The 19,634-nt window shown below is 64.3% G+C and carries 16 protein-coding genes; 6 read left to right on the top strand and 10 right to left on the bottom strand.

The annotated features are described in order from the left end of the window. Positions 1-92: 92 nt before the first annotated feature. The 3 genes from CXR03_RS02690 to CXR03_RS02700 are packed head-to-tail and all read right to left on the bottom strand — an operon-like array spanning position 93 to position 3,204. Positions 93-1,154, bottom strand: coding sequence for a polyprenyl synthetase family protein (locus tag CXR03_RS02690; RefSeq protein WP_104101749.1), 1,062 nt, complete (start codon positions 1,152-1,154; stop codon positions 93-95). After that, the gene (locus tag CXR03_RS02695) at positions 1,147-2,496 is read right to left on the bottom strand and encodes a geranylgeranyl reductase family protein (RefSeq protein WP_104101750.1); all 1,350 of its coding nucleotides are present in this window, start codon (positions 2,494-2,496) and stop codon (positions 1,147-1,149) included. The genes CXR03_RS02690 and CXR03_RS02695 overlap by 8 nt, the downstream gene beginning before the upstream one ends. Then, positions 2,497-3,204 carry a demethylmenaquinone methyltransferase gene (locus CXR03_RS02700; RefSeq protein WP_104052963.1) on the bottom strand — a complete coding sequence of 236 codons (708 nt, stop codon included), beginning with the start codon at positions 3,202-3,204 and terminating at the stop codon, positions 2,497-2,499. A gap of 140 nt (positions 3,205-3,344) precedes the next feature. Here CXR03_RS02700 and CXR03_RS02705 point away from each other — a divergent pair, with 140 nt between their 5' ends. From CXR03_RS02705 to CXR03_RS02725, 5 genes are all read left to right on the top strand, one after another. Further along, on the top strand, positions 3,345-4,673 hold the full coding sequence (locus CXR03_RS02705) for an isochorismate synthase MenF (protein ID WP_104101752.1): 1,329 nt from the start codon (positions 3,345-3,347) through the stop codon (positions 4,671-4,673). Between the two features lie 183 nt (positions 4,674-4,856). Continuing rightward, positions 4,857-5,648, top strand: a complete 792-nt coding sequence (locus CXR03_RS02710; protein ID WP_104101753.1) for a basic amino acid ABC transporter substrate-binding protein — start codon at positions 4,857-4,859, stop codon at positions 5,646-5,648. A 144-nt stretch (positions 5,649-5,792) separates the two neighbouring features. Next, positions 5,793-6,581, top strand: coding sequence for a transporter substrate-binding domain-containing protein (locus CXR03_RS02715; protein WP_104101755.1), 789 nt, complete (start codon positions 5,793-5,795; stop codon positions 6,579-6,581). A gap of 88 nt (positions 6,582-6,669) precedes the next feature. Beyond that, positions 6,670-7,455, top strand: a complete 786-nt coding sequence (locus CXR03_RS02720) for an amino acid ABC transporter permease (protein WP_104101756.1) — start codon at positions 6,670-6,672, stop codon at positions 7,453-7,455. 5 nt (positions 7,456-7,460) lie between these two features. After that, positions 7,461-8,234: an amino acid ABC transporter ATP-binding protein gene (locus tag CXR03_RS02725; protein WP_104101758.1), complete on the top strand. Its 774-nt coding sequence runs from the start codon at positions 7,461-7,463 to the stop codon at positions 8,232-8,234. Positions 8,235-8,309: 75 nt separating this feature from the next. Here the strand turns inward: CXR03_RS02725 and menD are convergent, their stop codons facing one another. The 5 genes from menD to hisC all read right to left on the bottom strand — a co-directional run bounded on the left by menD (position 8,310) and on the right by hisC (position 17,148). After that, complete coding sequence (menD, locus tag CXR03_RS02730) at positions 8,310-10,052, bottom strand: 2-succinyl-5-enolpyruvyl-6-hydroxy-3-cyclohexene-1-carboxylic-acid synthase (protein WP_104101760.1); 1,743 nt, start codon at positions 10,050-10,052, stop codon at positions 8,310-8,312. 239 nt (positions 10,053-10,291) lie between these two features. Next, positions 10,292-12,001 (bottom strand): thiamine pyrophosphate-dependent enzyme, encoded by a 1,710-nt coding sequence (locus CXR03_RS02735; RefSeq protein WP_104101762.1) that lies wholly within the window; start codon positions 11,999-12,001, stop codon positions 10,292-10,294. A gap of 323 nt (positions 12,002-12,324) precedes the next feature. Then, on the bottom strand, positions 12,325-14,256 hold the full coding sequence (locus tag CXR03_RS02740; protein ID WP_104101763.1) for a BCCT family transporter: 1,932 nt from the start codon (positions 14,254-14,256) through the stop codon (positions 12,325-12,327). A 138-nt stretch (positions 14,257-14,394) separates the two neighbouring features. Next, positions 14,395-16,047, bottom strand: a complete 1,653-nt coding sequence (locus CXR03_RS02745) for a thiamine pyrophosphate-binding protein (RefSeq protein WP_104101765.1) — start codon at positions 16,045-16,047, stop codon at positions 14,395-14,397. Positions 16,048-16,062: 15 nt separating this feature from the next. Continuing rightward, entirely contained in the window at positions 16,063-17,148 is a 1,086-nt protein-coding gene (gene hisC, locus CXR03_RS02750; protein ID WP_104101767.1) for a histidinol-phosphate transaminase, read from the bottom strand. Between the two features lie 322 nt (positions 17,149-17,470). Here hisC and CXR03_RS02755 point away from each other — a divergent pair, with 322 nt between their 5' ends. Next, complete coding sequence (locus CXR03_RS02755) at positions 17,471-18,877, top strand: amino acid permease (protein ID WP_104101769.1); 1,407 nt, start codon at positions 17,471-17,473, stop codon at positions 18,875-18,877. 7 nt (positions 18,878-18,884) lie between these two features. Here the strand turns inward: CXR03_RS02755 and CXR03_RS02760 are convergent, their stop codons facing one another. Both CXR03_RS02760 and CXR03_RS02765 read right to left on the bottom strand, forming a co-directional pair. Then, positions 18,885-19,079 (bottom strand): helix-turn-helix transcriptional regulator, encoded by a 195-nt coding sequence (locus CXR03_RS02760; protein ID WP_104101770.1) that lies wholly within the window; start codon positions 19,077-19,079, stop codon positions 18,885-18,887. After that, positions 19,079-19,534: a hypothetical protein gene (locus tag CXR03_RS02765; RefSeq protein ID WP_104101772.1), complete on the bottom strand. Its 456-nt coding sequence runs from the start codon at positions 19,532-19,534 to the stop codon at positions 19,079-19,081. The genes CXR03_RS02760 and CXR03_RS02765 overlap by 1 nt, the downstream gene beginning before the upstream one ends. Positions 19,535-19,634 lie beyond the last annotated feature (100 nt).

Consider the following 19,634-nt stretch of genomic DNA (forward strand, 5'->3'; position numbering starts at 1 on the left):
GAGACCCGGAATGTGCCTTCTGACCTGCAGAAAATTACAGTAAGGATACTTATAAGGATTGCCGGAGGTGGACGCGTCCGCTAAGGTGCGCCCTAGACGTCCCGTTCCACCACGGCCACGGCAAAGCTGGCCAGCGCCTGCTTCACCACGGTGTCCGGCAGCGGTTCCAGCGCGGCAACGGCTTCATCGGACCACTGCCGGGCAACCGCCCAGGCTTCGGCAGTGGCCCGGTTCTCCCGCAGTGCCTGCACGGCTGCGGCCAGAGCTGCATCGGAGCTCAGGTCACCGTCCACCAGCTCAAGTACGGCGGCAGCATCGGCGTCGCCCGCAGCAGCGTTGCGGCGCAGCAGCAGCACAGGCAGTGTTGGCACGCCTTCACGCAGGTCAGTACCAGGTGTCTTGCCGGACTTGGCCTCGAGTCCGGTGACGTCGATGACGTCGTCGGCCAGCTGGAACGCGGTGCCCACCTTCTCCCCGTACTCCACCATGACGTCGACGGCCCGGCGGTCTGCGCCGGAGAAGAGCGAGCCGAACTCACCGGCGGCGGCGATCAGCGAAGCTGTCTTGCCGGAAATAACGGACAGGTAGTGTTCCAGCGGATCCTGGCCCTCGCGCGGTCCCACCGTTTCATGCAGCTGGCCCATGCAGAGCCGTTCAAAGGTGCGGGCCTGAATGCCCAGGGCTTCGCCGCCGAGCTCGGACACCAGCGAGGAGGCGCGGGCAAAGATCAGGTCTCCGGTCAGCACCGCCACCGAGTTTCCCCACACCTCGTGGGCCGTGGGCGCACCGCGGCGCAGGGGCGCGGAATCCATGACGTCGTCGTGGTAGAGCGTGGCCAGATGCGTCAGTTCAACGACGACGGCGGTCTGGATGACGTCGTCGTTGACCGGGTTGGGACCCAGATGAGAAGCCAGCAGCGCCAGCAGCGGGCGGATTCGCTTGCCGCCGGCCTGGGCCAGATGGCGCGAGGTGGCGTTGGCAAAGGGATCCGAGTTGGAGATGGCTTCAAGGAGCCGGGCTTCCACCAGTTCCAGGGCAGCGGCAATGGAAGGGCCCAGCTGGGGGTCTTCGGCGATAAGCGCGAATCCTGCCGGCAGTGCGGGCGCGGCGTCGTCAGCGGCAGTATCCGGGCTGGTGTTCGAGGATTCAGTCACGGTGTGAACTAACTTTTCGTCGGAGCGGGATGGACAGCGGGCGGGATGGATCGTCTTGGTTCGAGGCTGCCGGGACAAGGGCTTCCAGCACGGCAATAACTCTATCCTCCAAACCCTTGTTGCTGCGGTCCGTGAGGTTGGCCAGCATCCGCACCACAAACTTCATCAGCACGGGCAGCGGCATTCCGGTGCGCAGCGCGAGCTTCATGATGGCGGGTTTGCCGATCAGTCCGGCGAAGATCCGGCCCAGGGTGAAGTGGCTTCCCCACTCTGCGCGGATATGCTCGGCGTAGCCCGAAAGCCGGTAATCAAAGGCTGCCGGGACAGACAGGATTCCGGGAGTGCGTGCCTCGGCTTCGGCTGCCACGATGAAGTCGGCGGCGAATCGCGCGGATTCCATGGCGTAGGAAATGCCCTCGCCGTTGAATGGCGAGACCATGCCGCCGGCGTCGCCCAGCAGCAGGAGCCCCGGAGAGTAGTGCGGGGTGCGGTTGAAGCCCATCGGCAGCGCCGCACCGCGGATCTCCCCCACCTGGTTTTCCGGAGAAAAACCCCACTCGGCGGGCATACCCGCGGTCCAGTCGCGCAGGACCTTGCGGTAGTCCAGCTTGCCGAATTCCTTGGAGGAATTCAGGATCCCCAGGCCCACATTGGAGGTTCCGTCGCCAACACCGAAGACCCAGCCGTAACCGGGCAGCGGATTTCCGGCGGCGTCGGGCAGTTCCAGCCAGCCTTCCATCCAGTCATCATTACTGCGCGGGCTTTCGAAGTAGGTGCGCACGGCCACGCCCAGCGGCCGGTCGTCGCGCTTTTCGATGCCCAGGCTCAGCGCGGTGCGGCTGGAGTTGCCGTCCGCCGCCAGCACCACGTCGGCGGAGAATTCGCGGGTTTCACCGGTGCGCCGGCCGGCGTCGTCGAGCACGTTGGCCACTACCCCGGTAACCCGGCCGTCATCGCTGCGCAGCGCGGAGGTGACCGAGTGCCGCTCCAGAATGAGCGCCCCGGCCGCCTGCGCGTGGCGGGCCAGCGCCTCGTCAAAGCCCAGGCGGGTGCGGATCAGTCCGTAATCGGGGAAATCGGAGAGCACCGGCCAGGGAAGTTCAACGGTGCGGCCCGCGGCAATGAGGCGAAGGCCCTTGTTGCGGCGCCAGCCCTCTGATTCTTCATGGGGCAGGCCGAGGAGCTGGATCTCGCGGACAGCACGGGGCGTCAGGCCGTCGCCGCAGACCTTCTCCCGGGGGAAGGAGGTCTTTTCCAGGACGGTAACGTCCACTCCCGCACGGGCCAGGTAATAGGCAGCGGTGGAACCGGCGGGACCGGCACCAACAATAAGGACCTTCACTTAGATGGCTGTCCTCCCCGGCTTTACGGCACGGTGGATGGCCACGATGCCGCCGGAGAGGTTGCGGTAGGCCACATCATCCCAGCCGGTCTCCGAAATCCAGGCCGCCAGTCCGTCCTGGTTGGGCCAGGCGCGGATGGACTCGGCGAGGTAAACGTAGGCATCGGGGTTGGAAGCAACCTTGCGGGCGATAGGCGGAAGGGCCCGCATCAGGTATTCGGTGTACATGGTCCGCCACACCGGAACGGTGGGAGAGGAGAACTCGGCGATCACCAGACGGCCGCCGGGCTTGGTGACCCGCAGCATCTCGGAGAGCGCCTTTTTCGGCTCGTTCACGTTGCGCAGGCCAAAGGAGATGGTGGAGGCGTCAAAGGAGTTGTCCTCGAACGGCAGATTGGTCGCGTCGCCGGCCACGAAGTCGATGTCCGGACGGCGCCGCTTGCCCACCTTGAGCATCCCCAGGGAGAAATCGCAGGCAACTACGTTGATGCCGGCGTCGGCGTAGGGTTCGCTGGAGGTACCGGTGCCGGCGGCCAGGTCAAGGACCCGCTGGCCGGGCTGGGCGCCAACGGCGTCCACGACCAGACGACGCCAACGGCGCGTCTGTCCCAGGGACAGCACGTCATTCACGACGTCGTATTTCGGTGCCACGTCGTCAAACATGGCAGCGACTTCATCAGGGCGTTTTTCCAACGATGCGCGCTTCACTCGATCATTGTCTCAAAGAATGTCCACGGGACCGAACGCGCAGCTGCAGGTGTCTTCCGCCTCACCGAGTAAGGTCCCCGTGCCTTCAGCGGCGGGGAACGCCGCCCGGGACACATCCGCGTGAGGAGTAGGCTGGAGTCATTATGACCACCCTGCGTTCCCTGACCGTGCCCATTGGTGAGCTGTCCGCCACAATCGGGCTGCTGGAGTATCTGGTCCTTAATGACCAGCTTGCCTGGATCCGCAGCGGAGAAGGGCTGGTGGGCTTCGGTGAAAGTGCCCGTTTCACCTCCAGCGGCCCCGAACGCTTCGCGGACGCGCAACAGTGGTGGCTGAAGCTGGCGGACGACGCCGAAATCGAGAATCCGCTGTCGGTTCCCGGCAGCGGCCTGGCAGCATTCGGATCCTTCGGATTCTCCAAACGCTCTCCGTTTGAATCCCGGCTCATCGTCCCGGAGATCGTGGTGGGTTCACGTGACGGTGTCACCTGGATTACGCAGACCACAGCAGATCCCGAGGCCGAGCTGAGCCCGGCCTCCGCCCGGTCGGCCCTGGACCTGTATCTGGATGAAGTTCCGGTTGCGCGTGAGCCGGACCCTGAGGACCGCATCCTGCCCGGTATCCTCAGCGAGGCCGAGTGGAAGAACGCCGTGGCCCGCTCGGTGGCGCACATCAACGCCGGGGACCTCAGCAAGATTGTCCTGGCCCGCGACATTGTGGCATCCCTCGGCTCGCCCTTGTCTGCGGCGCAGGTGCTGCGCGAGCTGGCTTTGCGGTACCGCAGCTGCTGGACCTATTCGGTGGACGGCCTGATCGGTTCCACGCCCGAAATGCTGATCAAGGTGGAGAACGGCGTCGCCCGCGCCCGCGTCCTGGCCGGCACCCTGGACCGTGCCACGGCGCCGGCGGATGATCCGGAGTATCCGCTGCGGGTGCTGGCCGGGTCCGACAAACAGCGTCATGAACACCAGATCGCCATTGATTCGCTCACCCGCCAGCTGCAGCCCTTCACCTCCTCCATGACCTCGCACAGCGAGCCGTTTGTCTTGGAACTGCCCAACGTCTGGCACCTCGCGTCCGACGTGGCCGCCGATTTGGCGCCCGGTGCCGACGGCGGAATCCCGACGTCGCTTGCCCTGGTGGAGGCGCTGCATCCCACCGCGGCAGTCTGCGGCTTCCCCACCAGTGTTGCCGGCGAACTGATCAGTGAACTTGAACACATGGACCGCGGACCCTATGCCGGCCCCGTGGGCTGGATGGACGCCGCAGGCAACGGCGAATGGGGCATCGCCCTGCGCGGAGCCGTCATCGAGGACCCCCGCACGGTGCGGCTGTATGCAGGCTGCGGCATTGTGGCCGGATCCAATCCGGCCGCCGAATTGGCGGAAACCTGGAGCAAGTTCCGTCCCATGCTCGAAGCACTGGAACTGGACCGCGTCCGCGGTGCCGTGGCCGGATCCCGAGCTTAGCGATCAGGGCCGCCTGCTCCTAAACTTTAAGCGCCACCCTTGACGGTGTGACGAAGGTTGTGTATCGCACCGCTTCGGAGTGCGTATAATTGAGTGACCGTGCATATTTATGCATAACTCAGGCAGCAGCACCGGCCCCGCCGGCCGGTCCCGTCCCTTTCCGATTTCGAGGTTGTAATTCCCATGCTGTACAAAACACGCACCGCCCTGGCCGCCATCCTGGCGATCGGCGCCCTGACCGCCACTGCCTGCAGCGGCGGCAGCGGTTCTGCGGAAACGGAATCCGGGATTCCGATCGTGAACGACGGCGCACTGACGGTTTGCTCCAACGTTCCGTTTGAGCCCTTTGAATATGTAGGCGAGGACGGCGAGTACACCGGCTTCGACATGGACCTCAGCCGTGAGATCGCCGCCGGCATGGGCCTGGAGTTGGAAGTGCAGAACGCCAGTTTCGACGGCCTGCAGAGCGGCACCGTCCTGGCCGCCAACCAGTGCGACCTGATCGCCGCGGCCATGACCATCACCCCGGAGCGCGAAGCAAACCTCGCGTTCTCCGATCCGTACTACGACTCGCTGCAGTCACTGCTGGTTCCTGCGGACTCTCCGGCCAAGTCGCTGGAGGACATGTCCGGCAAGAGAATCGGCATTCAGCAGGGCACCACCGGCGAAACCTATGCCCGTGACAATGCACCTTCCGACACCGAGGTTATCGCCTACCAGACGGACGCGGATCTGTTCCAGGCACTGCAGGCCGGCAACATTGACGGCGTCTTCCAAGACCTGCCGGTAAACCTCAAGCACGCGGATGACAAGAATTTCACCCTCGCCGGAACTTATTCCACCGGTGAATCCTATGGTCTGGCTGCAAAGAAGGACGGCAGCGAAAAGCTGATCACTGAGATCAACGCCCAGCTCGCCGAGATGCACAGCAACGGCAAGTACCAGGAGATTTACGACAAGTACTTCACCGAATAACGCGTAGGCGGAGCCCAATACGCGAACGGCGCCGTCGTGTTCAGTACCCCGATGAAATGTGACATGCGTAGAATCTAGAGTGCTTTCATCTGTTTATAAAGGGGCAATCGCCACTGGGTCCGTCCACGAAAAGGTTGTAAATCCATGCTGAACAATGCACGCCGAACCGCTCTCGCCACAGTGGCGCTAACCGCCTTGGCCCTGACCGCCTGCGGCGGTGACGATTCATCCGCCGACGGTGCCGCTGACTCGGGACTCGGCCTGGTTTCGGAAGGAACCCTGAAGGTCTGCTCTGAAATCCCCTACGTGCCGTTCGAATATGTCGAGGACGGAGAATATACCGGCTTTGACATTGATTTGATCCGGGAAATCGCCACCGGCATGGGTTTGGAAACAGAGATCCAGCAGTCGGCCTTTGAAGCAATTCAGGGCGGTACGGCTGTCAGCGCGGGAATGTGCGACCTCAGCGCCAGCGCAGTCACCATTACGCCCGAACGCTCGGAGAATCTGCTCTTCAGTGATCCCTACTATGACTCGCTGCAGACGCTCATGGTTCCCGAAGGCTCGGACATTACGGGCATCGACGATTTGGCCGGAAAGCGCGTAGGTGTGCAGCAGTCCACCACCGGTGCCGCATATGCACAGGAAAACGTCGAGGGCGCAGAGATCCTTGAGTACCCCGGCGACGGCGAGCTGTTTCAGGCCATTCAGGCCGGGAGCATCGACGCCATCCTCCAGGACATCGCCGTGAACACGAACCACACGAAGGAGGGCGAGTACGACATCGTAGAAGAATACGAGACGGACGAGTCCTACGGCTTCGCCACCAAAAAGGAAAACACTGCCCTGATCGAAGAGGTCAACGCCCAGTTGGCCGACCTCCGGGAGAACGGCAAATACACCGAAATTTACGACAAGTACTTTGCCGAATAAGCCCTGACAAGCACTGAACGTTCCGCCGTCCCGGTTTGTGACCCACTCCGGGGCGGCGCCACACATATCTTCCGCGGAAGGCTCCACCTTGAAACCCTCCACCCGCAGACGCCTCTTCCGGGGCGTCCTGTACGTCGTCTTCATCCTGGCCGTTCTGGCCATCGTCCTGCTTGCGGACTGGAAAGCTATCGGGGTGAACTTCTTTGACGCCGAAGTGGCCAAGAAGGCTTTCCCGACGATCATCACCGTGGCCGTCAAGAACACCATCATCTACACCGCCATCGCCTTTGCCGGCGGCCTGGCACTTGGCCTGATCCTGGCCCTGATGAAGCTCTCCCCCGTGGCACCCTACCGCTGGGCCGCGACGGCCTACATTGAACTGTTCCGCGGGCTCCCGGCTCTGCTGGTCATCTTCGCGTTTGCCTTCGCCGTGCCGATCGCTTTCTCCTGGCAGTGGCCCGGAGGAAATGCCGGAGGCGGCCTCATTGCCTTGATCGTGGTCTCGGCCGCGTATATTGCCGAGACCATCCGCGCGGGCATCCAGGCGGTACCGGCCGGCCAGATCGAAGCGGCCCGTTCCCTGGGCATGGGCCCGGCCTGGACCATGGTGTCCGTGACCCTGCCGCAGGCGTTCCGCATCATCACCCCGCCGCTGACCAACGAACTCGTCATCCTGATCAAGGACACCTCGCTGCTGTTCATTGCCGGAATGGCGCTGGCGGACCGCGAACTGACAACGTTCGCCCGCGACGCAGTGTCCCAAAACGCCAATTCCACTCCGCTGGTGCTGGCTGCACTGATGTACCTCATCATCACGCTGCCGCTGACGCAGCTGGTAGCCAAGCTTGAGCGCCACAACCAGAGAGGCCGGTGACTGCCATGAGTACTGCAGCATCCAGCTCCCCCGCCGCCGCCAGCAAAGCGGTTCCCGCCATCCAGGTTCAGAACCTGCACAAGAGCTTCGGTTCCAAAGAGGTGCTCAAGGGCATCGACTTCCACGTGGACCAGGGCGAGGTGGTGTGCGTGATCGGCCCGTCCGGTTCCGGCAAGTCCACCCTGCTGCGCTGCGTCAACCGCTTGGAGGAGCCCACCAGCGGCACCATCCTGGTGGAAGGCGTGGACATCACCGATCCCGAGACGGATCTGGACAAGGTCCGCACCCGGATCGGTATCGTCTTCCAGCAGTTCAACCTCTTCCCGCACCTGAACGTGCTGAAGAACCTCACTCTCGCCCAGCGCCGCGCCAAGAAGCGCGGCAAAGTCGAGGCTGAGGAAATCGCCAGAACGAACCTGGCCAAGGTGGGCCTGGCCGACCGCGGCGACTCGTTCCCCGCGCAGCTTTCCGGCGGTCAGCAGCAGCGTGTGGCCATTGCCCGGGCGCTGTCCATGGACCCGGACATGATGCTCTTTGACGAGCCGACCTCCGCCCTGGACCCCGAACTGGTGGGCGACGTCCTCGCCGTCATGCGCCAGCTGGCCGAAGAGGGCATGACCATGATGGTGGTGACCCACGAGATCGGTTTTGCCCGCGAAGTCGGTGACCGCGTGGTGTTCATGGACGGCGGCGTCGTCGTCGAGCAGGGCCGCCCCAGGGACGTGCTGGATAACCCGCAGCACCCGCGCACCCGCGAGTTCCTCTCCAAGGTGCTCTAGGACTTCACGCCTGGACGCAGCAGCCCTCCCGCACGCCACGTGCGGGAGGGCTGCTTTTGTTGGTGCCCTGGAAAGTTACCTGAGCACGTTCTGCACGGCGCTCTTGACCGCCGCATGCAGTTCCCGCAGGGTGTCCCGGCGCACCGGAACCTCCAGGATGGAGCGGCCCGTGACGGGGGCGTCCAGGGCGGCGTCGAGCTCGTCCGCCGTGCGGACCAGCGTGTGCGGCACACTGTAGGCGGCGGCCAGGGCGGCCATGTCCACGGTGTGCGGGGTGCCGAAGAAGCGCTCGACGACGGCGGCATACTCCTCGCGCTCCCCCAGCGCCCCGTGCTCAAGCGTGGAGAAGATGCCGCCGCCGCCGTCGTTCAGCACCACCAGCTGCAGGTCCGGCTCAGGTTCGTCGGGGCCGAGCAGGAGGGCGCCGGCGTCGTGCAGGAAGGTGAGGTCGCCCAGCAGCACCCGGGTGGGGATGCCGTTGGCCAGCGCAATGCCGGCCGCCGTCGCAATGGTGCCGTCAATGCCGGCCAGGCCGCGGTTGGCGTAGACGTCCAGCGGATGCCAGTCCGGGGCCGCCACCAGGTCCATGTCCCGGATGGGGTTGGAAGAGCCCAGCACCAGGTTGCCGTCCGTGTGGTCCCACACCAGATCCGCCACGTGCAGGCCGTTTAGTTCACTCTCCCTGTCGAGCAGCGAGGATACCGCGGCCATCGCCGCGGCGGAGGCGGTTTGCCAGCGCTCCAGCCAGCCGGGAGTGCCTTCGCCGACAAAGTCGAACAGTCCGGCCAAGTCGGTGATGAGAGTTTCGGGGCGGCGTCCGGCAGTGAACCAGTTCACCGGGCGCGGTACGTAAATGGCCTTCTCCACGTCCCTGCGGGCGAGCAGTCCGGCGACGGGTCGGGACAGGGTTGGCCTGCCGAAGACCACCACGCGCTCGACCTCCGGGCCCAGTTCCTCCAGCAGCAGGCGGTAGGCGCCAATCGCGTTCGGGCCGAAACGGGCGTTCGAGGACGGTTCGGCCAGCAGAGGCAATCCTGCGCGGCGGGCAAACAGTGCGGCAATCTCGCCGGCGCCGTCGCCGGCGATGACCACGGCGCGGTGCGTTCCGGGGTGGTTGGCCAGGGCCGCTGCCTCGCGGCCGGTGGCGACGGGTTCTGCCGGGAGCTCGGCTGGAGTTTCGGCGTCGGGGACTGCCTGTTCGGCGGTGTCGCCGTCCTGCGGGATCAGCGGGTCGCGGAACTGCAGGTTGATGTGGATCGGCCCCACCGGACTGCCGGCGCCGACCGCCGCTATGGCTGCACCGATGGCTCCGGCAGGGTCATCTCCGGCGCGGACATTCGCCGTGGAGGCCGGAAACTCGGCGAAGATCCCGGGCTGGACGGTGGTCTGGTTGGCGCCGGTCCCGTGCAGCTCCGCGGGCCGGTCGGCGGAGAGCACCACCAGCGGCACGCCGGCGTGGTGGGCTTCCATGACGGCGGGCATCAGTTCGCCCACCGCCGTGCCGGAGGTGGTGACGACGGCGGCCGGACGGTGTCCGCCGCGGGCCAGGCCCAGCGCGGTGAACCCGGCAACGCGTTCGTCGATCCGCACGTGCACCTTCACCCGTCCCTGCACCTCGGCCTCCGCCAGCGCGTAGGCCAGCGGGGCGCTGCGCGATCCCGGGGCAATGACGACGTCGGTCACCCCTGCCGCGGTCAGTGCGGCCACCGCGGAGCGGGCGGCCTGCAGCGAACTGAGATTGCTTCCCGCCTTCGGCTCGGAGGATGCGGAGGATGCGGCGGCGGCGGACGGGCTGGGAGATTTCGAGGTTCCGGTCACCTCTCCATCCTAGGGTTCGGGGGCTGGTGTGTATCGTCAGCCAGTCGATACCGGCCTGAAAGGCAGGCAGCGTCGTCGTCTGCTCCGGTTTGGGAAATCCCCTCCGGTTTGGGAGATCCCTGCCGTTCCGCAGCGGCAGCAAAATCCCAAACCGGTCGCCTTTTCCCCAAGTGGAGGGATTTGGCCGGGCGCAGCCGCAGCCAGATGGCCGCGGACAGCCGACCCCTTCCTCAGTACGCTCAGTACGCCTTGACGCGCTGCTCGACAACCAAGTGGATGAGCGCAAAGGTCTTGTCCTCATCGATAGCCTTCAGCGCAGCCTCGATGGCCGCGGGAACATCGGCGTCGCGCTCCACTTTGATTCCGAAGCCCCCAAAGGCCTGGGCCATGAGCGCAAACTCGGGGTTTTTCAGCTGGGTGCCGGAGACCCGCTCCGGGTAGTGGCGCTCCTGATGGGTTCGAATGGTGCCATATTCCTGGTTGTCCATGACGATCACCAGCGGGGTGGCCCCGTACTGGGCGGCCGTGGCCAGCTCCTGGCCGTTCATCAGGAACTCGCCGTCGCCGGCGATGGTGACCACGCGCCGGCCCGGGTAGGTCAGCGACGCAGCTACCGCCGATGGCACGGAATAGCCCATGGAACCGTTACGGGCGCTGACCATGGAGGCGTACCGATTCGTGGGGAAATAGCGGTGGGCCCAGTTGGTGTGCTCGCCTGCACCCAGGGTGACCATGGCGTCATCCGGCAGCGTCGGCACCAGATGCGCCATCAGGGTATCCATCCGTGCCTGCCCGGTCTGCGGTCCGGCGGGCGGCAGGGCGGCGAACGATTCCTGCTCACCGCGCATGCGGGAGGTCCAGGCCTTCCACTCGTCCTTCACCGGCAGATCCATCAGCACCAGGTCACGGACAAAGACATCCGGCTTGGCGACGATCTGATAGGAAACCGGACCGGAACGGCCGCGCAGCGAGGGATCGATCGTGACGAGGAAGTTCTTCTTGCCCCAGTCCTGCCTGGCGACAAAACCATCGGTGAGCACGTCACCGGGCACGGTACCGACAAAGACCAGCAGGTCCGTCTCTTCGAGCAGGTCGTACGTGGGCTTCGGCCTGCCGTACCCGATCGGCCCGACATAGGAGGGTGAGTCGAAGGGTACGGTTCCCTCGCATCGCCACTCAGCGGCGGCGGGGAGGTGGTGTTCCTCCAGCCACCGGGTCAGGGCGTCTGCGCCTTCCTGCGTCCAGTCATTGCCGCCGGTGACAAACAGCGGCTTGTCCGCTTCCTTCAGCGCAGCCTTCAGCGCTTTCCAGTCCGTCACTGTCATGCCGCCCGGAGCAACCGGAATCGGCGGATGCAGGTCGGCGCTGATTTCCTTGCGGATGATGTCTTCGGGAAGGCCGACGACGACGGGGCCCGGACGGCCGCTCATCGCGGCAAAGATCGCCTCGGCCACAATCTCGGACGCCCGATCGGCGTGGTCCAGGACCATCACCCGTTTGGCGCCGGTGTCGAACCAGGCCTTGATATCGAATTCCTGAAACGCCTCACGGTCCCGGTGCTCGAACGGAATCAGGCCCACGAAAAGCACCATGGGCGTGGAATCCTGCCAGGCCGTATGCAGGCCGACGTGCGCGTTTGCCGCACCCGGGCCACGGGTAACCATGGCGATGCCCGGCAGCTGCTGCATCTTGCCTGCGGCCTCGGCCATGTAGGCGGCCCCGCCTTCATGCCGGCAGACGACGGTTTCAATCGCTGACTGGTGCAGTCCGTCCAGCACATCCAGAAAACTTTCGCCGGGCACCACGTAGGCCCGCTCCACTCCGTGAGCAGCCAGCGAATCAACAATCACGTGGCCGGCGGTCTTGGTCGCGGAGCTGGTTGCTGCCGTGGAGGGAGCGGATACTCGGGGAAAGGAGGATGCCTGAGGCAGCTCTGACGTCGTTGTCATCTATTCACTTTCGTTGCTCGGATACATCAATGCGCCGTCGGACTGTCAATGTCCGTTCGATTTCCGTTAGCAAAGCACTTGCTTGGTTTGGAGGTGGGATCATCCTAACCGCACCGGGCCGATATGCGGCGTAGTGTGACGAGATCCCGTCCCCGTGTCCGGGACTCGGGGGTATACGGGGACGTCCCCGGCAACGAGCACCGGCCAACTGCAAAGGGCGGAGCGATACCTAACGGGGCACCGTTAAACCGCGGAAGCGGGAACCAAGATGGTTCCCGCTTCCCTTTCACCCCGGGCAGCAACGGCTCACCCCGGTCCAGGCGCTAGTCGGCGGTGGCGGCTTTTACCTTGTCCGGCCGCTCCTCCGGGCCCTCCACGACGTCCGGATCCTGCACGGCCTCCGTGTACCACTCGGTGAGCGCGGGGTCATCGCTCTCAAAGTCGGCGCCGGCTCCTTCGTCCTCCGACACGGGAGCGGCACCGAAGACAAAGTCATCACCGTGCTCACCGATACCCCGGCGCACCCCTCCCCTAATGGCCTCCAGCGCATACCGGCGGCGAATCATGTAGGGATCATTGCGCAGCTCCTTGCCCCACGACACCATCACGCCGATCAGGATGATGGTGAAGGGCAGGGCACAGGTCACCATGATGGACTGCAGCCCCGAGAGTGCGTTGCGTCCGCCGGCCAGCAGCAGCGCCATGGAGATCAGTCCAAGCGCGGAAGCCCACACGATGGTCACCGACTTCGAGGGGACCGGCCGCCCCGACTGGGACATGGACCCCATGACGTTGGCTGCGGAGTCCGCGGCGGTGACAAAGAAGACCAGAATGGCCACCAGGCAGACAATCGACGTCACGGTGCTGAACGGAAGATGTCCCAGCAAATCGAACATGACGTTTTCCCCGGCGCCCACCACCGTCATGTCCCTGCCGTTCAGATTCATCCAAATGGCGCTGCCGCCGAAAATGGTGAACCAGACGATGGAGATGGCCGAGGGGATAAAGACCACGACGGCGACAAACTGGCGCAGCGTCCTGCCCTTGGAAATCTTTGCAATGAACATTCCCACGAACGGGGACCATGAAATCCACCAGGCCCAGTACAGCGTGGTCCAGGCCGTCAGGTACGTCTCCTCCGTGGCGCCCTGGCCGGCAAAGACCGTGAGCATGTCCGGCAGGTTGTCGAAAAAGGCAATGAGGGAAACCGGCAGAAGATCCAGCACAAAGAAGGTCGGTCCCGCCAGCAGGGCAAAGGCTGCAAGCAGGACAACCAGTGTCATGTTGGCGTTGGACATCAGCCGGATACCCTTTTTGATGCCTGCCACTGCAGAGATGGTGAAGACAACCGTCAAGATGGTGATGGCCACGACGACGAACCCGTTACCCAGTTCCTCCCCGGTGATCATCGAAACGCCCGTTCGGATCTGGAGGGCGCCGATGCCCAGCGACGTCGCGGTGCCGAACAGGGTGACCAAAACGGCAAAGACATCGATGATCTTGCCCAGAACCCGGTTATTGCCGTCCGGGAAGACCGGTTCAAACAGGGAGGAGATCAACGGCAACCGGCCACGCCGGTAGGAGGCGTAAGCCAGGGCCCCGCCCACCAGGGCGTAGATGCACCAGGCGATGGACGCCTGATGCAGGAAGGCGTCCGTCATGGCAGGCAGGATGGCGTCGGAGCTCCCTGCCTCGGCATCCGTTGACGGCGGGGGGCTCAGGAAGTGGCTGAGCGGTTCCATAGGACCGTAGAAGATCAGGCCGATGCCCAGACCGGCGGCGAACAGCATGGAGATCCATGACAGGGTCGAATATTCCGGGGTGCTGTCGTCGGCACCGAGGCGGATCTTGCCGGTGGGACCAAACCCGACCACCAGCATGAAGATCACAATGCCCACGACGGTTGCGTTGAACAGCCAGCCGAAGTGAACCACCACCCAGCCCTGCATAGTGGTGCCCGCCAGGTTCAGGTGGGCCGGCGCAAGCGTTGCCCACGTCAGGATTGCCAGGGAAACAGCCAGCGCGACAATGAACACGCTGCGCCGGGTTGGAAAACTGACCCCCGTGTCCTCGACGCTGATGCCCGGAACCAGCCCGGGGTGGATGCCGAACGTTGGTTCCGAGGCCGCGTGGCGCAGTGCTCTTTTCACCCGCCCAACGGGCCGCCCACCGGGTTTCTGTTCCTGCGGACCGGTTGTCGGCGGCCTGTCAATGCTGGTTGCCGCTCCGTCAAAACGTGAAGGGTCAGAATTCATAACGAATGACCTTAGCGTATTAGTTTGGCATTTCCCGAATTCATAACAATTGGAAAACTATCAGCGCTAATACAAACACTTCGCAACTAGCAGGGAAATCCAGCAAATGCTAATTGTGTTTCACGGGGCTATTATTCCCTACCCGGCAGACGCCTCAGCAAGGATGGGTGCCATGCTTTCGCGCATGTAATCGGCCACCTCGCTCTGCGTGACCGCCACATCAAGCACAAACAGGCCCTCGGCGCCGTCAGCGAGCCATTTCCTGAGGACCTGCAGGTCGTCCAGCGAACGCATTTTTACGCCGTCCGCCCCCATTGCACGCCCCAGCGCGCTGAAGTCAACCTCGGGTATCTGCATGGCTGTGTCATCAAGGCCACGCGCGGCATACTGGTGGATCTCGGCCCCGTAGGCTGCATCGTTGAACACCACCATGACCCCGCTCGGGATGGCGCGCACGGCCGACTCCAGATCCGCCAGGGCCATCAGGGCCCCGCCGTCGCCGGCAATCAGCACTGTGGTCCGGTCCGGACGGGCCACGGCTGCGCCCACGGCTGCCGGGATGCCCAGGCCGATGGACTGGAACCCGGTACCGACCATCATGAGGCCCTGCGGGTCAGGTGCCTGGCAGTACATGGGGATCCAGCCGCAGAAGTGGCCGCCGTCTTGGACGATGGTGCGGTTGGCGGGCAGGACGGCGTCGAGCTGCTGCGCCACGGCGCGGGGATTCAGCCGCCCGTCGGCTGCGAACTCGTCCGCGGCAGGGTCAGAGGTGAACGACGGCGCGGTCACTTCCGGATGCTGCGTCCGCCACCCGCCCTGCACAGCGGAAACTGCTTCCGTGAGTGCCACAACGGTTTCCCGGGCATCGGCCTGAATGAAGCTCGAAACCCGGGGGTTCGTGGGCGCATCGGCTTCATCAATCTGGATGACCTCGGCGTCGTCAGCGAAGAGGGATCCGTAGCGCGCTTGGAAGGCGTTCAGGCTGGCACCGGCAACGAGGACGAGGTCGGCGGAGCGCATGAGCTGCAGCGGAGCCATTCGCGCAAAGCCCCCCGCTATGCCCAAATCCCACGGCGTATCGAGGTAATTCCGCGCCATGAGGGAAGTCGCAAATAACGCACCGATCTTGTCCCCCAGTTCCACCAGGGCGGGCCCTGCACCGGAGACTACGGCACCGTTGCCCGCCAGGATCAGGGGGCGGCTGGCACGGTTGATCAGTGCCGCGACGCGTTCCACGGCAGTCGGGTCCGGCAGCACCCGCACGGCAGGCTGCGGATGCGCTGCCGGCTCCTGGGGACCGGCAGCTTCATTGGCGAGGTCATAGGGAATGGACACGATCACGGGACGCCGCTCATTCTTGGCGGTGCCCCAGGCCTCTTCGGTGAGGCGTCCGGCATTCCCGGCGGAGACGGTCAGGGTGGAAACCCCCAGGCCCCGGGCGACCATCAGCTGATCAATGTCCCACGGCCGGGCTCCGGTTGTGGGAGCCTCGCCCACAACCAGCACCATGGGAATCCGGGCTTTGGCAGCCTCGGTGAGGGCGGTCAGGGAGTTGGTAAAGCCGGCTCCGTAGGTCACGGTTGCCACGGCAATCTTTCCGGAGGCCCGATAATACGCGTCAGCCATGGCCACGGTTCCGGCCTCATGCCGGGCGCTGACATACGGCAGGCCGCGGGCCGTGAGATTGGAGGTGAAAAACGCGTTGCCGTTTCCCATCAGCCCAAACACGACCTCAGTGTGCCGCGCACACACTTCCGCGACGACGTCGGATACGTTCAGTTGTTCAGTCATGTCGGTTCCTTGAGATCAATGCTGTGGTGTCAGCAGGGCCGCTGCCTGACGGGCGACGGTGAGAATCCTGTTGTTGGCAACAGGTGCACCGATGGTGATGCGGATGCCCTCGTTCGGAAAGACGCGGACGGAAAGGGCGTTCTCCTCAAAGAGCGCGGCGAGAGCGCCCGTCCGGTCCCGGCTGTCGAGCCAGAGAAAGTTGGCTTCCGACGCAAGCACGGGCAGCCCGGCCGCCACCAGGGCGTCGTACACACGCCGGCGTTCAGCGACGAGGACGTCAATCCGCTCCTGGAGTTCATCTTCGGCCTTCAGGGATGCCAGCCCGGCCTGCTGCGCCAGTGACGTGACGCCGAACGGAACAGCCACCTTCTGGAGGTTGGTGACCAGGTCCGGTGCGGCAATGGCATAGCCCAGGCGAAGCCCGGCGAGCCCGTAGGCCTTGGAGAAGGTGTGCAGGACAGCAACGTTGGGATATTTGCGGAACATATCGATCCCGACGGCGGTATCGGCGTCGCGGTTGAAGTGGACATAGGCCTCGTCCAGGACAACAAGGACATCCGCCGGGACGGATGAAATGAAACTGTCCACCGCTGCGGCGTTGAGGACCGTACCCGTGGGATTGTTCGGATTGCAGAGAAAAACCACGCGGGTTCTCGGGGTAACTGCGGCAGCCATCGCCGGCAGGTCGTGGCCGCCGTCCTCGGCCAGCGGAATGGGCTGCGGTTCCGCCCCTGCCGTGGTGGCCAAAAGCGGGTAGGCCTCGAAGGACCGCCAGGCGAACATCACCTGGTCCCCCGGATTGGTCACGGCGAGGATTATCTGGCTGGCAACCTCCACCGACCCGGCGCCGAGCGCGATGTTGTCCGGTGAAACCGCCCAGCGGGACGCAATCGCACCGCGGAGTTCCTCCGCCGCGATCTCCGGATAAAGGTTGATACTGGACACGGCGCCGGCAACGGCCTCCACCACGGAAGGCAGAGGCGGGTAGGGATTCTCGTTCGAGGAGAGCTTGAAGGCCTCCAGGCCGTCGACGCCGGCGGGAGTCTTTCCCTGGCGGTAGGGCGGGAATTTCTCGAGCCCGGCACGGTGCGGGATGTTCATGATTCTCCTGATGAGCCGGAACTGAAGGATGAGACGGCAACGCCGTCGCGCTGCCCCATGAGGTTATGTAAGGCAGGTCACTCGAAACAAGCTGCACAGCAGACACCACACAGAGTGCCACCCCAGATACCATTCCGAGGGGTTCCGGCTGTACAAATTGCACAGTTTTCAGCCGTGGATTTGCTCCTGACCCGATTTGTGATTAGCGTCACTCCGGGGCTTGCGCCTGCGGGCTTCACTCACTGACGAGTGCACTGCCGGCAAGTCCCCCCAAATCTTTTCGACGCGGAGCACCTCCGCATCCTGACGCTTGTGAGGCACCATGACCACCGCTGATCTGACAACCAGCCCCGCGCCACCCGAGAACCGGTCCGGCCTGGGACGCTCCATGAATTCCCGCCAGCTCACCATGATGGGACTGGGCAGCGCGATTGGTGCCGGCTTGTTCCTCGGCTCGGGAGTCGGCGTGCAGGCGGCCGGTCCCGCTGTCCTGATTTCCTACCTGGTGGCCGGTGCGCTGGTCATCATCGTGATGCAGGCTTTGGGCGAACTGGCTGCGGCCAACCCCAGTTCGGGTGCATTCTCCGTGTACACGGAGAAGGCGTTCGGCAAGACAGCCGGATCGGCCGTGGGCTGGCTTTGGTGGTTCCAGCTCGTTGTGGTGATCGCCGCTGAGGCCATCGGTGCCGCCGGCCTCCTGGCCTCGGTTTTCCCGGCCCTGCCGGTCTGGCTCATGGCCCTGTTCTTCATCGCAGTCTTCTCACTGATCAACGTGACCGGAGTGAAGAACTACGGCGAGTTCGAATTCTGGTTCGCGATCCTCAAGGTTGTCGCGATTATCGCGTTCCTCGCGATCGGCGCCGCCCTGATCTTCGGCTGGCTGCCCGACACCACCTCCCCCGGACTGAGCAACCTCTTCGGAAACGATGGTTTCGCCCCGACCGGCATGGCAGGCATTGCCTCGGCACTGCTCGTGGTGATCTTCGCGTTCGGCGGGACCGAAATCGTGAGCGTTGCCGCAGCTGAGACCGCTGACCCCGCCCGCAGCGTGGGCAAGGCCATCAAGACCGTTGTCTGGCGCATCCTGGTGTTCTACATCGGCTCACTGGCTGTCATTGTCACCGTCATCCCCTGGGATTCCGAAGCGCTCGACTCGCCTTTCGCTGCCGTCCTGGCAACGGCCAAGATTCCGGGGGCAGAAACGGCCATCATCCTCGTGGCGGCCGTTGCCCTGCTGTCGGCACTGAACGCCAACCTGTACGGCGCCTCACGGATGGTCTATTCGCTGGCCGAACGCCGTGATGCGCCCAGGGCGTTGCTGCGGCTCAACAAAGCGAAAGCACCTGTTCTGGCCGTGCTCATCTCGGTGGCCGTGGGGGTTGTCTCCACTGTGCTGGAGCTCTTCTTCCCCGACCGGGTGCTCCCCGCCCTCTTGAACGTCGTCGGATCCACCGTTCTCCTGGTCTGGGCTTCGGTTCTGCTGTCCCAGTTTGTGCTTCGCCGCAGGGCCGACCGTGCCGGCCAGGCCCTCAAACTACGGATGCGCGGCTTTCCGTACCTCACGGTGGCCGGCATGGTCCTTCTGGCAGCCATCCTTGTGCTGGCCTGCCTGGATCCGGCTGCCAGGACACAGCTGCTTTCCACCGTTGCGCTCGTGGCGTGCATCGCCATCGCGTGCAAACTGGCGCATACCTCCCGCACCCGGCGAAGTGCCGCCGCTGACAGCTAACCGGCACTTATGCGTCGGGCGTGAACAGATCTTCAATGCGGCAGTGGAAGACCTCTGCGAGCCGAAAAGCAAGCGGCAGAGAGGGGTCATACCGGCCTTTCTCGATGGAAATGACAGTTTGGCGGGATACTCCGAGTTCATCAGCCAGCCGCTGCTGCGACCAGCCGTTCTCCTGGCGGCGTTGAGCCAGCGCATTCTCCATCAGGAGGCGTTTTTCTTCAGCCACAGGTAGCGTGCTGCGAAGTCGAGCATGGCGAATCCGACCACGCAGGCAAGGGCCAGGCCGGCGGCGGCCTCAAGCCGTGTGAAAGTGAACGCCACGGAACCGAGCCCTCCGACAAGGAGGATGTCTCCAAAGGCGCCGCCGGCCGCCTTGTCATACCAGGCGGACTCAACGGAATCCTCAGGCTTGTCGGGGGCACCGGCCAGGGTGGAGCGGTCAACCAGCATGCCCCACCCAAACGCTGAGGTAACCGGCAAGGTACAAAAAACCATCACGGTGAACTCCAGCAGAGGATTCCCGCCCCCACCCAACCAACTGAAGAGCCAGCCGAGACCGGCGGAGAACACGAGGCCGATCGCCAGCGCCGTGCCCCACAGGGCAAAAGTGCCGCCGCCAAAGCGTGCTCGTCCCCAGCGGGTCTTTTTCACCTTCATGTCACGGCCTCTCTGCCGATGGAAGCATCACGTAAAGGAAACTGTACTGACAAGCTCCCTTTACGTAAAGGGTGCTTGACTACGTTCCCACGTGGTGGCT

The sequence above is a fragment of the Arthrobacter sp. 08Y14 genome (assembly GCF_002929455.1).
Classification (GTDB): domain Bacteria; phylum Actinomycetota; class Actinomycetes; order Actinomycetales; family Micrococcaceae; genus Arthrobacter_B; species Arthrobacter_B sunyaminii.

Coding starts and splice junctions, on each gene's coding strand:
- CXR03_RS02760 (WP_104101770.1), bottom strand. CDS start 19,079: ATGGAGAATGCGCTGGCTCAACGCCGCCAGGAGAACGGCTGGTCGCAG.
- hisC (WP_104101767.1), bottom strand. CDS start 17,148: ATGAACATCCCGCACCGTGCCGGGCTCGAGAAATTCCCGCCCTACCGC.
- CXR03_RS02740 (WP_104101763.1), bottom strand. CDS start 14,256: ATGAATTCTGACCCTTCACGTTTTGACGGAGCGGCAACCAGCATTGAC.
- CXR03_RS02710 (WP_104101753.1), top strand. CDS start 4,857: ATGCTGTACAAAACACGCACCGCCCTGGCCGCCATCCTGGCGATCGGC.
- CXR03_RS02745 (WP_104101765.1), bottom strand. CDS start 16,047: ATGACTGAACAACTGAACGTATCCGACGTCGTCGCGGAAGTGTGTGCG.
- CXR03_RS02735 (WP_104101762.1), bottom strand. CDS start 12,001: ATGACAACGACGTCAGAGCTGCCTCAGGCATCCTCCTTTCCCCGAGTA.
- CXR03_RS02755 (WP_104101769.1), top strand. CDS start 17,471: ATGACCACCGCTGATCTGACAACCAGCCCCGCGCCACCCGAGAACCGG.
- CXR03_RS02725 (WP_104101758.1), top strand. CDS start 7,461: ATGAGTACTGCAGCATCCAGCTCCCCCGCCGCCGCCAGCAAAGCGGTT.
- CXR03_RS02765 (WP_104101772.1), bottom strand. CDS start 19,534: ATGAAGGTGAAAAAGACCCGCTGGGGACGAGCACGCTTTGGCGGCGGC.
- CXR03_RS02715 (WP_104101755.1), top strand. CDS start 5,793: ATGCTGAACAATGCACGCCGAACCGCTCTCGCCACAGTGGCGCTAACC.